Here is a 13,314-nt window from a genome sequence, read left to right as displayed (position 1 = left end):
TAACATAATAAGTCGAAATAATATCTCTAATTTTGCAACATTATTTAACAGAATGAAAATACTTTTAAAATACCTTAAACCTTACCAGTGGTTGATTATTCTTTCATTGTTATTAGCAACCATTAATCAGGTATTCTCTTTATTTGCTCCGGCAATAACGGGTAATATTCTCGATAAACTGGTTACCCATCCTAATTTTTTTGATAAAGAAAAGCTTTTACCAAGAAACCTGAACCAATATTTATACGGAGACGGCATTTATCATGGTGTATTCTATTTCTTATCCCTCCTTATCGGAACAGCCATGGTGAGCAGGATCGCCAAAGCTTTTCAGGATTATGCAGTAAGTGTTATCACCCAAAAGTTCGGGGCAAAAATTTTCACGGACGGTTTAAAGCATTCTATGGCATTGCCATATCAGGAATTTGAAGACCAGAGAAGTGGTGAAACCCTTTCTATTTTAACGAAAGTAAGAGAAGATACTGTAAAGTTCATCAGTAATTTTATTAATATTTTCTTCGGAATTCTGGTTAGTATCATTTTCGTTGCTGTGTATGCTATCCGTTTACATTGGTCAATCATGCCGGTATATATTTGTGGAATATTTCTGATTGCATTCATCACGAATTTATTAAGCAAGAGAATAAAGAGTATCCAGAAAAATATTGTTTCGGAAACCACAGCTCTGGCAGGAAGTACTACAGAAAGCCTTAGAAATATAGAAATTGTAAAAAGTCTGGGATTAACCAATCAGGAAGTCATCCGCTTAAACAATAATACCTATAAAATTCTGGGGCTTGAACTTAGAAAAGTCAAAAGCATCCGTTCTTTAAGTTTTATCCAGGGAACAATGGTTAATTTTCTTCAACAGCTGATCACCCTGACTTTATTACTTTTAATTTTTAAAAATATTGTAACTCCGGGACAATATTTATCGCTGATGTTTTATGGCTTCTTTATCTTCGGACCTATGCAGGAGATCGGAAATATCATTATTTCTTATCGAGAGGCTGAAGCTTCCCTTCTTAATTTTGACCGTTTAATGAAAAAAACAGTCGAGGAAAAACCCCTTCATCCTAAACAGATCGGTGCTATTGAAGAATTGGAGTTCAAACATGTTTCTTTCAAACATCAATCAGCTCAGTATAAAGCGTTAAACAATATATCTTTTACCGTAAAAAACGGAGAAACAATTGCTTTTGTTGGTCCCAGTGGTTCCGGAAAAAGTACCCTGGTAAAACTTTTGGTTGGGCTCTATCGTCCTCAGGAAGGAAATATTTTTTATAATAATATCAATGGGAAAGAATTTGATTTTGATGAATTGAGGAATCAAATTGGCTTTGTAACTCAGGACACCCAGCTTTTTGCAGGAACCATTAAAGAAAACCTTCTTTTCGTAAATCCAAAGGCTACTGAGGTAGAACTTCAAATAGCTTTACAAAAATCAAGCTGTACTGCTTTACTGGAAAGAGCTGAAAAAGGCATAGAAACCGTAATTGGAGAAGGTGGATTGAAATTAAGTGGCGGGGAAAAGCAAAGAATTGCGATTGCAAGGGCTTTATTACGAAGACCTCACCTGTTAATTTTTGACGAAGCCACTTCAGCTTTGGACAGTATTACGGAAGAAGAAATAACTTCCACCATCAAAAGCATATCGGAGGAAAAAGAACAAATCACAGTATTGATTGCCCATCGTCTAAGCACCATTATGCATGCCGACCGTATTTATGTGCTTGAACGAGGCCAAGTCATAGAAATGGGATCCCATGATAATCTGATTGCCGAAAAAGGATTATACTATGCCATGTGGAGACAACAGATCGGAGAAAGGAAAATGGTAATTCCCGAAGAATCATAAGAAGAATCATAAATAAAGCGCGGAAAATATTTCCGGCGCTTTATTTATATGAATACTGTCTTTCAAACAAAGACTTAATCTTTTTTCCTTACTGTTCTTTGCTCAATTCTCTTTTCGAATTTATCACCCTGGAATATTCTCTGAATCATAATTCCTGGAATATGGACTTCATTGGGATCTAATTCTCCCGGTTCTACCAGTTCTTCTACTTCTGCTATTGTAATTTTTGCAGCCCCGGCCATTGGATGATTAAAATTTCTTGCAGATCCTTTGAAAATCAGATTTCCTGCATGATCTCCTTTCCACGCTTTGACAATAGAGTAATCTGCATTATAGGCATGTTCAAGAATGTGAGGCTTACCGTTAAATTCCTTTACTTCTTTACCTGCCGCTATTTCAGTCCCATATCCTGCAGGTGTATAAAACGCAGGAATTCCGGCTTGTGCAGCTCTGCATTTTTCAGCAAGGGTCCCTTGTGGAGTAAGCTCAACATCCAGTTCCCCGGAAAGCATCTGTCTTTCGAATTCTGCATTCTCCCCTACATAAGAAGAGATCATTTTTTTTAATCTGTCTTTTATGCAACAATAATCCCAATCCAAAATCATCAACCCCAGCGTTATTGGAAATGCACGTCAGATCTTTCACATCACTTTCTACCAAAGCATTAATGGAGTTTTCAGGAATACCGCAAAGGCCGAATCCCCCCAGCATTAATGTCATCCCATCCTGAATTCCTTCTATAGCTTCCTTTGCATTTTTTACTCTTTTATCTATCATGAAATATTAGATTTTTCTGTTGGCTAAATTTAATAATTTTCTTTTAAATCAAGGCACACAGGATTTTTATTTAAATAGATAAAAGTGAAACACCATTTTAGATAATTGCTAAAAATCCAGCAAACCATCAGAAAGGGCCTTCCATTGAATTTTAGAAATTCCCATCATTCCTCCTATGCCTACCATGATATTTCTGATCTTATCAATAAAAGAAGCATTAAAATTGGGTGATTCATTCCTTCCGTAAATTGCTGCCATTATTTCTTTGCCATTATTTGAGATCATAAAAGTTGACGTAGCTTTACTGCTGTAAAAGTGTGCTATACGGTTGTTTTCGGAGTTTCCCGGAATTTTGGATGGTCTGCAGGTTATACTAATACGTTCTAATGACCCTGTATGATGAGAGGAAATATTGACTATCTGTACCCAATCGTATCCTTTTGCTTCTTTTTCTCCGGGACCAGGTATATCAATACGGATGTAATCATCAATTTCAGGAGATCGGTCAAGAGGTTTTCCTTTTGAATCATACAATTTAAAATCGGCTGTGAAAGCGCCACTGTACTCCCTCCACTGATTCACTGAAAAAAATCTTTTTTTCAAAACAGAAAACTTTTGCTTGTTCAATTCAGGATCGTCAAATTGTTTTTTACTTTCAGTATCATGAAATCCTCCACTCTTTTGTTGGGGAACTCCCGGAATTTCTTTAGGTTTCATAATTTCATCTTTTAAAATTGAACATATAAGGAACTCACATTTTAGCTTTATTCACTGGTAAACTAAGATTCATAAAGTTAACCGGACCGGTAAAAACTATTTTATGACCAGGCTCATAAAACCAACAATTCCAATTACTACGACAATATACAGACCAAATCCTAATGGTCTGAATTTTGGAGTTCATGTATAAAAGAATTATAAAATTCTGAGTACATACAACCAATCACATTATTATGGAAACGAAAGACATATCAAGAATAGGACTTGGTGCATTTCTGATTACTGCAGGAATCAGTCACCTTACATTTGCAAGGAAAGAATTTCAGGCTCAGGTTCCCGAATGGGTTCCTTTAAAAAAAGATGATACGGTGGTATATTCCGGAATCGTAGAAATACTCCTGGGAACAGCAACGATCGTGACTCCTAAAAAGTATCGAAAAACAATGGGAAAAGTTGTTGCAGGCTTTTTTGCAGCGGTTCTTCCCGGAAATATTGCCCAATATAAAAACAGAAGGGATTCTTTCGGCCTGAACACCGATAATCAGAGATTCGCAAGACTTTTAATGCAGGCTCCTTTAATTGCATGGGCATTAAAATCCACGGATTAAAGTAAACTATTTATCTTCATTAGGTAATCTTTAATAAAAAAAGAGGGAACAAATGTTCCCTCTCTGTACTGATCAAAAAAGTGTTACTGAATAATCAGTTTTAAAGTAAATAACTTTCTTGTATGAACTTTTACAAAGTATACACCTTTAGGCAGATTTTCGTTGACCAAAGAAAACCGCTGATTGTGTACATTTTTAGATTCATACAACAGATCTCCCGTAGCAGATAATAACTCAATCTTATCAATTGGATAATCGCTCTTGATAAATGTAGGTTCACCTGGCTTGGTCGGGTTAGGATACAACACTACATTTTTCTCCGTACTTTTTGAGGTTTCAGCAGTTCCTAATGTTGAAGAAGTTACCTGGAATTGCATTCTGTTTGAAACTTCAGTATAAGAATCGTTGGTAAACATTACCATATAATAATTTCCGGGAGTCGTAGGTAAGGCAGCTCCATTCAATGTTTTTGTACCCTGAGTTATCCCGTCAAAATAAGTATATGAAACAAAATTATCGTCCGGCGTCTGAATATTTTGTGGATAAATACCCAACCAGTCTTTGATAATCCCCGGAGAATCCGTCCATGAAGCTGTAATATTTTCGCCCAACGTATAAACAGGTTTGTTAATCCATAATTCGGTAACAATATCTCCTACTTTAAAAAACACTTTCTCACCGATTGCCGTATAACCATCTTCCAGAAAATATTGCGCAAAATAATACCCTTTAGGGAGTCCGGTAAACTCAAGATTTCCGGCAGCGGTTGTTACATATTTATACATCGCAGAAGTATTGGTTCCCGGAGTTTGCCCCATCTTATAAATCCCGATCCAGTCTTTTACAAGATTGGGTCCGTTACTGAAATTTATTTTCACAGTTCCTCCTACCGGATAAGTATCTGAAGTGGCCTGAAGAACAACTTTAGGGCCTACATAGAAATTTTTTCTCGGTGTAATCTCTGTATATCCGTCATTGGCAAAAAATCCGGCAAAATACTGTCCTTTAGCTGCAAAACCATTGGTAAAAGTGGCCGTTCCTGCTGTTTGTCCGTTGGTATAAATATAGGCCTGCGAAGTTGATGTTCCCGGAACCTGCCCTTTTCTATAAACACCTACCCAATCTGTCTGATTACCTGGACCACCTGTATAGGTTGCAGTTACGGGGGTATTTTGTAAATATTCTGTTTTATCCAGCGTAAATGTAGGATTTGAAACTACGCTTCCCGTTATTTCAAACTGCTTTACATCACTCCAGTCACTCCATTCCAGATTTCTGTCCCTGTATCTTGTTTTTACGTAATACACACCATTGGAAATAGAATTGGCAGGAAAGCTTACTTTCGTAATATCTACACCGGCATTCAGGTTTTTAGCCTTATCAGGAGCTCCGTCCTTACCGAACCAGTTTTCATAATCACGATAGAATTCTTTTTCTATCACCGAAAAATCTGCTGCTTTACTAATGAGGAATTGTGTTGTGTTTAAAAGCTCATTGTTGGGTGACGTAAAACTGCTTCCATTCAAAGTTAAAGGTAAAGTCACAGGACCTGAAAAAGTATTGGTGATCGTAGGCTTAACAGGTTTTGGCTGGTTTTTATACCTATGGAAAGAATCAACGAGCTCATTGTATTTTTTAGTATAGATCCCTCCAATCGAATAACATTCCACATCTACCTTACCATTGTTAACATCTACCTCTACGATTTGGTATGTCCAGTCGGTAAGTGTTTTCTGAACATCATCAAAATCCTGTTCTGTAGACATTCCCCAGTACTGATCCCACGCTGTTCCTCCGGATATAATCTGGTAGGTAGGGCTATTTTTTAATTGCCCTCTGTGATACAGGTGATGGTGCGCACCTACGTGCATCAGATATTTACTCGATGACGTTAGAAGAGGAACTGCATTATTTCTTACCCATGTTGAGATATCCCCTACATATTGCTCTGCCTGATATGGCCTGTGGCTTAAGGAAATAATCCAATCTACAGTAGGATCGTTATTCGCAGCTGTAAGAATTTGCTGTAACCAGGTCTGCTGAGCCGTTCCCGTATGTTCAGAGCTTAAGCTGATAAACAAGACGTTCCCCGCTTGTTGCGCATAGTAATTTTCATTCCCGGAGCTGATATTTTTATATTTAATTTCATCGATATAAAAATGAGCATAATAAGAATTCATTCCCAATGTTCCATAGGTTTCGTGATTGCCCACAGTCGTCTGGATCGGAAGATATGGTGATAATTTAATATTCTTTTTAAAGTGGACATTTTCGTAATGATCAAGCGTCCCGACATCTACCTGATCTCCCACCATAAAAGTAAGGGCAACATTATCCGAAGGATCTGAGTTTGCTCCAAATTTTTGCTTTAATTTTTTAAATGCATTTAAGGTAAGTGTATCATATCTGGGTTCCGCTTTGATTTGATTATCTCCCATAATCAAAAAACGTATTTTACCGTCTGGCGTAGTAGGCTGTCCCGGCATGGGAAGTGTCCTGAAGTTGTAAACTGCCGACTCGCTGTTTCCTGTTTTTATTTTATAATAATACTTTGTATTCGGCTGCAGATTATTGATTTTGGCCGTGTGATAATAGTAGTTATTATTATATCCCGTATCCGAAAATATATTGGTGGTTCCTGTTACCGTAACATTCAGGTTCGTCGGAGAATTCCCGTAGAGAACAGTAGTCTCATTATTAGAAGCAGTTTTCCAGTTAACGATCATTGAATTTGGAGTCGGATTTTGTAAATAAGGAAATAAAGCCTGCCCAAAGGTCATCTGGACGACAATAAAACATAAAAGGAAGAAATAATTTTTCATAGCTAATAATTTTTAAATTGGCACTATTCAATAATTTACTGTTTATCAGTAAAATAAGAAGAGTAATGGTTAATTTTTACTTCGTGCAAAAGTAAAATTCCCATGTAAACACAGTTTCATCATAAGGTGAAGGATATGTTAAGTTTTGGGATTTCAATGCATCAAAAATCTCTGTTCAATTACATTTAAATTTATTTGGATTATTCAAAACTAATTTTGTACATTTGCAACCTGTTATTCAACCTCTGACGAAAAACGTGTAAGTTGCTTAGCCTTAACATTATATTATCATTAATAATGGATTTATTAAAGTACGTACAAGAGAAGTACATTGCAAAAAAAGAATTCCCGGAATTCAAAGCAGGTGATACAATTACTGTGTATTACGAAATTAAAGAAGGACAAAAAACAAGAACTCAGTTCTTCAAAGGGACAGTTATCCAATTAAGAGGTACAGGTTCTACAAAAACTTTCACTATCAGAAAAATGAGTGGTGATGTAGGTGTAGAAAGAGTATTCCCTATCAACATGCCAGCTCTTCAGAAGATTGAAGTTGACAGAAGAGGTAAAGTTAGAAGATCCAGAATTTACTACTTCAGAGATCTTAGAGGTAAGAAAGCAAGAATTAAAGACGCTGCTTACAAAAAGAAATAATTCAGACAACAATACATACAAAAGAAGCTGTTTACTCAATGTAAGCAGCTTCTTTTTTGTATATAAGATGTTTCATATAACTCTGATGCTATCCTGTAAACGGACTTCCCGTTCCTGTTTCAAGAAATAGCTTCAAACTATTGATAAATTGCACCCAGCCATTGGAACATATATGATAACATTCGACATCAGGATACAAACCCCTATGCGTAAGTTTCAGCAGAATTCCATTCTCATTTTTTTCAATTTCCCAAACGATAGTCGTTCCAATCCATTCTGTTTGATTTTTCAGCTCTGGAAGACCGATCAAAGAATCCACAACATACCATACAATTCTTGATTCAGGCACAGCTTCCTTTACCCGAAATGTCTTGTGAATATTGTCACCAAATTGTATAGTAAATACATCATCGGGTTCCCGGGAAGATCCGTTAAACATTTCTGACCACCATAAAGGAATTTTCCGGGTCAAAGCTTCATATGCCTTTTCAGGTGTAGTTATTATTTCTATTGTATTGGTATAATTTTCCATAAATCCGTGTATTGGTAATACAATTTTATACAATTTATTTCATGAAAAACTATACATATGGCAAGAAATGTTTTTAAAGTCAAAATTCTAAATCCACCTCTGTTTTTATTTCCGTTATGAACAGGCTAATTTCAAGAATTCATGTTTTATCTTATAAACTCATATAAGGCTTCAAAAAATCGGGGATAAACTTCAATATGGGGAAGATGCCCTACATTATCGATTTCCGTTAGTCTGGAACCAGGTATCTGCTGTTGTGTCTTTTTTCCCAGTTCCTGATATTGTCCCATCCTGGATTGAAGCTCTTTAGGTGCCCTATCCTTTCCTATTGCAGTCCTGTCCCTTGTTCCGATTATAAGTAAGGTTGGAGTTTTAATATTCTTAAATTCATAACAAACCGGTTGATTATAAATCATATCGGATGTGAGAGCAGCATCCCATGCCACAAGCGGATATTCTTTATGTAAAGTCCAACCAGCAATAAGATCCAGCCAGGGTTGATATTCTTTCTTCCATTGATTATCATAATAGAATTTTAGCTGATAATTTTTATAGGTTTCAGCTGTATTTTTAAGCTCCGACTGATATGCCTGATCAATAGTCTGGTATGAAGCAAAGGTCTTATAATCTTCCAGGCCAATCGGGTTTTCAAGGACAAGCTTTTGAACCCTCTCGGGGTAAAGTAATGTAAAACGGGTTGCCAGCATCCCTCCCATAGAGTGCCCCAGAACAATTGCTTTATCAATCTTTAATTCATCCAGTATTTTTTTTTGTATTGTCTGCTAATTGCGAAAAAGAAAATTGATGACACTGAGGCTTGGAAGATTTACCAAATCCTATCTGATCGGGTATAATAACCCTGAAACCTTTAGCTGAAAGATCTTTCGCCGTTTGTTCCCAATACGCTCCGTTAAAGTTTTTCCCATGAAGAAGCATGATTACTTTTCCATTGGGTTCTTTAGGCTTTACATCCATATAGGCCATTTTCAGATGCTGATTCTGAGTATTCAAAGCAATAAAATGAACTTCAAAAGGATATTGATAGTTCGTAAGCATGGCATCTAACGGTTTTATCTGGGAAAACGATAAAAATGGTATCATAGATAGCATTAAAATCATAATGCCTTTTTTTAAATATTTCATGAATTCTTATTTATAGATTAAAATTAAAAAAACCGTTCCAAAAGAAACGGTTTTACTTATTATTTTCAACTTAATTATCTTTTCAGGACAGTTGTTCAGCAACTTTCAATTCTTTTTTTGCCGGTAAATTCATAAGTACAATAGCAAAAAGGATTAATGCAATCCCTGCCCATTGAACTAAAATTACTTTTTCACCTAACAAAACAAAAGCCATTGTCACAGAAACCGGAAGTTCCAGTGATGAAATAATGCTTCCCAAGCCCAATCCTGTATTTGGAAATCCCAAATTAAATAAAATGGGTGGAATGATAGTTCCAAAAACAGCAAGAACAAAACCATAGGTCCAGAATATAGAATAATCAAAAGAATGAATATGTTGGGTATTGTCGGTAAAATTCAAATAAATTGATTTAAGACCATCAAAATAGAGGGGCCCGATCTGAGCAAAGAAAAGGAATGCCAGAATAACAATAGATCCTCCTGAAAGCATTACCATACTTTTACGTAGGACGGGTAAATGTGTAGCCAGTGTATTAGAGGTGAACATCGTCAGAGTATAGGAAGCCGCTGCCATTAATCCCCAAAAAACACCATGCCAGTCTAATTCTATATCCACATTAATAAGATTCGTAGCCAATACAGTTCCTACTAGTACAATAATTGTAGCGACCACTTTCCTCACGTTGGGAAATTTTCTGGTTAAGAAACTTTCTACAACCACACTAAACCATACAGACTGCATTAACAAAACAATCGCTATTGAAACATTGATATATTGAACTGCGATATAGTAAAATAAACTTGTACAACCCAGTGAAGTACCTGCCAGCATCAGCATCCTAACTTCTTTTCGGCTTGGTGATGATAATTTTGTTTTTGATGTTAAAGTCTGAATAAAGTTCAGGATCAGAAGTCCTACTAATCCTAATACAAATTGAGCAGTGGTTACTTCGGATGTGGTATACCCATCATAATAAGACATTTTAACAAATGTAGCCAACATTCCATAAACACTTGCACCAATACCCACTAGCAATACGCCTTTCAATAAATTTTTCTTCTTCATAATCTTTTTAACAGCCTGCAAAGGTACAATATAATAATTTAATTCACCAGGAGGTAAATAGCTTATAGATAAATAAAATCACCCCAGGGAAAACCTGGGGTGATTGAAACTGAATAAAAAACAGCTTATTTTTTAACGATTACTTTAGATGCAGCTTCAAAGCCAAGGCCTTTTACTTTTACCATGTAAGTTCCGTTGATCAAACGATCTGTAGAAATAGCTTTTTTAGCATCCGGAGAAATTTTATCTTCAGAAGAAACAAGCTTTCCAGACATATCATAAATTTCCACACTTACTTTACCCATTGTATTGCTTGGGAAATTGATGAAAAATTCATTTTTAGAAGGATTAGGATAGATAGAAATTGAGGTATTTTTTACAGATTTCACTTCATCAGTAGCCAATAACGGACATTCATCGGGAATTGTGAAATCCTGAATCTGATCATTGATATTTGTTTTAACTCCCGCACTTGCATTCACTCCTAAACCTCTTTTTGCAAAAGTTCTCCATATCATACATTTATCTACTCCTCCGGTAGTTGCCTGTTCTGCAGCTAATATCGCATTTCTTCCATCAATAAATGTTGGATTACAAACCTGAAGTTTTAATGCATCGGTAACAAGTTGTAATATTCTTGAACTACCATTTGTTGTATTAGCAGTAACATCGGCAGAATAACCATATTTTGCTACATACTGCCAATGCAGATCCCATAACATCGTAGCCCATACAAATCCGATTGAATGCACATCAGGAACTATATTTCCACTTTGATTCGTATATTCCATTCCATTGGTATCTCCATAGGTATAATCGTTGATCGTGAAGTCAGGAGAATATTTTGCAGGGCGGATTCCATCCCCATCCGGAAGCTGTCCTGCAGCATATGTTGCCATTCCTCTAGGAACAGAAGCATTATCTCCTATTTTATTGGTAAGCATTAAGGCAAAGAAATCCGACCATCCTTCACCCATTTGTTCTTTATCAGATGAAGCATTCAGACATCCATATCCAGTTCCCGTTAATCTGTTAGAAATTCCATGACCGTATTCGTGTGTTACGATTCCATTATCAAAGCTCCCATCTGGTGTAACGCTGGTTGCAGGATCATTCTTCAAAGTAACATTTACCGTTGTAGCAGCTGAAAGCTGGGTTTTAATATATTCTCCCTCTGCATTACTAATTAATACAGATGGAATAGTAACTGTTGCATCAGTCCCTGACATATTGCCAATGGTTGATCCATTTGCGGCATTATTATAGATAATGGCAGCAGTAGCTCCTGCATTCTGTAAATTCTTTGTTTTGATCACGAAAGCACAGGTTCCACGCTCAACCAAACCAATCTTCCCTGTAAGTGAACCTGCTGGTAATGCAGTACATCCATCTAATACGGATGATAATTGTACATTTCCAGTAACTCCAGTAGGGTTTAGTGCATTCCCGAATTCAGCAACACCAGCAGCGGGTTGGCGGGCTACCGCTGTACTAGGTGTATTATAGAAGAAAAGCCTATTTCTAGTCGACCATAAATACATCTGCATTCTCCCATTGTAATTATCCGGAGGACTGGAAAAGTTCGCGTTATTAGTACCTCCGCCATCTTGCGCTTCTGCATAAACTGAATCATCGTCTAATCCGCCAAGTCCAAAATTATTTTGCTGGAAATTTCTCGCAGATTCTGTAAATCCAAATTTATAAAATACATCATGAACCCTATTACTGATGTAGAACAGATTGGTAATTGCTGCACTTTGATTCGCTGCAGGAGTTCCATTGATACTAAAAGGAAAATTAAAATTTCTTGAAGCTCCACCATCAGGTGAAAATCCAGGGTTATTTGTATTGGCTGTATCTTCGTAAGCATACACATTATTTCCTCTTGTATTGGTATAATGGGTTGTACCATCCGAATGCCATCCTTCTGGTGAGGAAGTCAACATCCATGGATTAGAAACTACAGATCTTGATCCAAATGTAGGCGCTTCCAGTGGCGTTGAAAATATATTGTAGCTTGCAGGATCAGCCAACAAAACCAAACTTTGCTGATAGCCTTTCTCAGGACCAACAAATGTATTATTATTCTCTATAGCTAATCCATCTGAAACATAAGAGTCCGGTTTAAAATTACAAGATAATGTTAAGTTATTCTTTTCTATGATTTTTCCATCATTGGCATCTACCAGAATATTCCAGTAATTGGAAGACTTTGGCTCCATCATAATAAACTCATAGGCTAAACGCAAATCTCCAGTAGACGTATTTGCATACACCAGCCTTTGTTTAGCTGATTTTGTATTATTTAAGCTTTTTTCAAAAAATCCAAGAATTGAAAAATCAGCAATCTCAGTGTTTCCAAGTTCATTTGCTATTTTCTGAAGAGCTGCTGTTTTATTGATTTGTGCAGAAACGGGAGTAGATCTTGTATAGTTCTTTACAAAATTATCTGTATAATAAACGATCTTACGATCTTTAATTAACGCAGTTCCTCCGGAACTGTATACAGGAATTCCATTATAAGTCTGTTGAAATTTTATAACATCACCATTTAATGACTTCGATGCATCCGTATTATCAATAACAAAATTAGTGAGATCGGACTTTTTATATTCTCTGATCTTATTCTGAGAAATATAGTCTTTGATAATCTGAGTATTTTCCTGTGAAAATAATTGTAAAGATGGAATAACTGCGAAAGCAGCAACCATAAGAGGTAGTTTTATTCTTTTCATTTATACTGAACAATTTTTAATATTGAAATTTATTAGACTTTATATTTCCTCATCTTACTTTGTGAAACATAATTTACTTAACCATCCTTATATAATTAATATTAAGAAAACGAACAAAGATCAAATTCTGCGGATACAGCAAACAAAATGGATCGGGTTATATTTTTAATATACATTAATAAAGCCGCTAATTTACAAATATTTAATAATCAAAAATCATTTTATTTGATTTTATTATACACAACTAAAATCATAATTAATTTCCCTTCATTCAACTCAATTTTAAACATTTACATAATTCACTTCTTACAATTGAATTCTAGAAAACAGCATGATATTTTTAATAAAAATATCATAATAAGAAATAAAAAAAGCCACTCGTAAGAGTGGCTTCATATT

General features: G+C 35.9%; 8 protein-coding genes and 2 pseudogenes. 3 read left to right on the top strand and 7 right to left on the bottom strand.

Translation table 11 applies throughout. The features are described 5' to 3' along the window. Positions 1–52 precede the first annotated feature (52 nt). Positions 53–1,858 carry an ABC transporter ATP-binding protein gene (locus tag ACJ5H0_RS17515; protein ID WP_172277480.1) on the top strand — a complete coding sequence of 602 codons (1,806 nt, stop codon included), beginning with the start codon at positions 53–55 and terminating at the stop codon, positions 1,856–1,858. 74 nt (positions 1,859–1,932) lie between these two features. Here ACJ5H0_RS17515 and ACJ5H0_RS17510 read toward each other — a convergent pair. Together ACJ5H0_RS17510 and ACJ5H0_RS17505 are read right to left on the bottom strand one after the other, a co-directional pair. Further along, a pseudogene (locus ACJ5H0_RS17510) lies at positions 1,933–2,635 on the bottom strand (CoA transferase subunit A). Positions 2,636–2,743: 108 nt separating this feature from the next. After that, positions 2,744–3,352 carry a hypothetical protein gene (locus ACJ5H0_RS17505; protein ID WP_411250938.1) on the bottom strand — a complete coding sequence of 203 codons (609 nt, stop codon included), beginning with the start codon at positions 3,350–3,352 and terminating at the stop codon, positions 2,744–2,746. Positions 3,353–3,588: 236 nt separating this feature from the next. Here ACJ5H0_RS17505 and ACJ5H0_RS17500 point away from each other — a divergent pair, with 236 nt between their 5' ends. Next, complete coding sequence (locus ACJ5H0_RS17500; RefSeq protein WP_273647409.1) at positions 3,589–3,963, top strand: DoxX family protein; 375 nt, start codon at positions 3,589–3,591, stop codon at positions 3,961–3,963. An 83-nt stretch (positions 3,964–4,046) separates the two neighbouring features. Here ACJ5H0_RS17500 and ACJ5H0_RS17495 read toward each other — a convergent pair whose 3' ends face one another. Next, positions 4,047–6,785 carry a fibronectin type III domain-containing protein gene (locus ACJ5H0_RS17495; RefSeq protein WP_411250935.1) on the bottom strand — a complete coding sequence of 913 codons (2,739 nt, stop codon included), beginning with the start codon at positions 6,783–6,785 and terminating at the stop codon, positions 4,047–4,049. A gap of 297 nt (positions 6,786–7,082) precedes the next feature. On the opposite strand from ACJ5H0_RS17495, the gene rplS reads away from it, so the two are divergent. Continuing rightward, positions 7,083–7,439 (top strand): 50S ribosomal protein L19, encoded by a 357-nt coding sequence (gene rplS, locus ACJ5H0_RS17490; protein ID WP_172277465.1) that lies wholly within the window; start codon positions 7,083–7,085, stop codon positions 7,437–7,439. 88 nt (positions 7,440–7,527) lie between these two features. Here the strand turns inward: rplS and ACJ5H0_RS17485 are convergent, their stop codons facing one another. The 4 genes and pseudogenes from ACJ5H0_RS17485 to ACJ5H0_RS17470 all read right to left on the bottom strand — a co-directional run bounded on the left by ACJ5H0_RS17485 (position 7,528) and on the right by ACJ5H0_RS17470 (position 12,915). Next, a complete protein-coding gene (locus ACJ5H0_RS17485) occupies positions 7,528–7,971 on the bottom strand; it encodes an SRPBCC family protein (RefSeq protein WP_411250932.1) in 444 nt (147 codons plus the stop codon). 146 nt (positions 7,972–8,117) lie between these two features. Beyond that, positions 8,118–9,114, bottom strand: a pseudogene (locus tag ACJ5H0_RS17480) (alpha/beta fold hydrolase). A gap of 82 nt (positions 9,115–9,196) precedes the next feature. Next, complete coding sequence (locus ACJ5H0_RS17475; RefSeq protein WP_411250929.1) at positions 9,197–10,180, bottom strand: EamA family transporter; 984 nt, start codon at positions 10,178–10,180, stop codon at positions 9,197–9,199. A gap of 125 nt (positions 10,181–10,305) precedes the next feature. Continuing rightward, on the bottom strand, positions 10,306–12,915 hold the full coding sequence (locus ACJ5H0_RS17470) for a T9SS-dependent M36 family metallopeptidase (protein ID WP_411250926.1): 2,610 nt from the start codon (positions 12,913–12,915) through the stop codon (positions 10,306–10,308). Positions 12,916–13,314: the final 399 nt, after the last annotated feature.

It is taken from the genome of Chryseobacterium proteolyticum (assembly GCF_046591535.1).
Lineage (GTDB): Bacteria > Bacteroidota > Bacteroidia > Flavobacteriales > Weeksellaceae > Chryseobacterium > Chryseobacterium proteolyticum.
The sequence above is the reverse complement of the archived record's forward strand: the minus strand, read 5'-3'. Positions and strand labels throughout refer to the sequence as shown.

What these genes read in the sequence shown, in the direction of transcription:
- ACJ5H0_RS17470 (WP_411250926.1), bottom strand. Translation starts at nt 12,915, where the DNA reads ATGAAAAGAATAAAACTACCTCTTATGGTTGCTGCTTTCGCAGTTATT.
- ACJ5H0_RS17475 (WP_411250929.1), bottom strand. Translation starts at nt 10,180, where the DNA reads ATGAAGAAGAAAAATTTATTGAAAGGCGTATTGCTAGTGGGTATTGGT.
- ACJ5H0_RS17515 (WP_172277480.1), top strand. Translation starts at nt 53, where the DNA reads ATGAAAATACTTTTAAAATACCTTAAACCTTACCAGTGGTTGATTATT.
- ACJ5H0_RS17485 (WP_411250932.1), bottom strand. Translation starts at nt 7,971, where the DNA reads ATGGAAAATTATACCAATACAATAGAAATAATAACTACACCTGAAAAG.
- ACJ5H0_RS17500 (WP_273647409.1), top strand. Translation starts at nt 3,589, where the DNA reads ATGGAAACGAAAGACATATCAAGAATAGGACTTGGTGCATTTCTGATT.
- ACJ5H0_RS17505 (WP_411250938.1), bottom strand. Translation starts at nt 3,352, where the DNA reads ATGAAACCTAAAGAAATTCCGGGAGTTCCCCAACAAAAGAGTGGAGGA.
- rplS (WP_172277465.1), top strand. Translation starts at nt 7,083, where the DNA reads ATGGATTTATTAAAGTACGTACAAGAGAAGTACATTGCAAAAAAAGAA.
- ACJ5H0_RS17495 (WP_411250935.1), bottom strand. Translation starts at nt 6,785, where the DNA reads ATGAAAAATTATTTCTTCCTTTTATGTTTTATTGTCGTCCAGATGACC.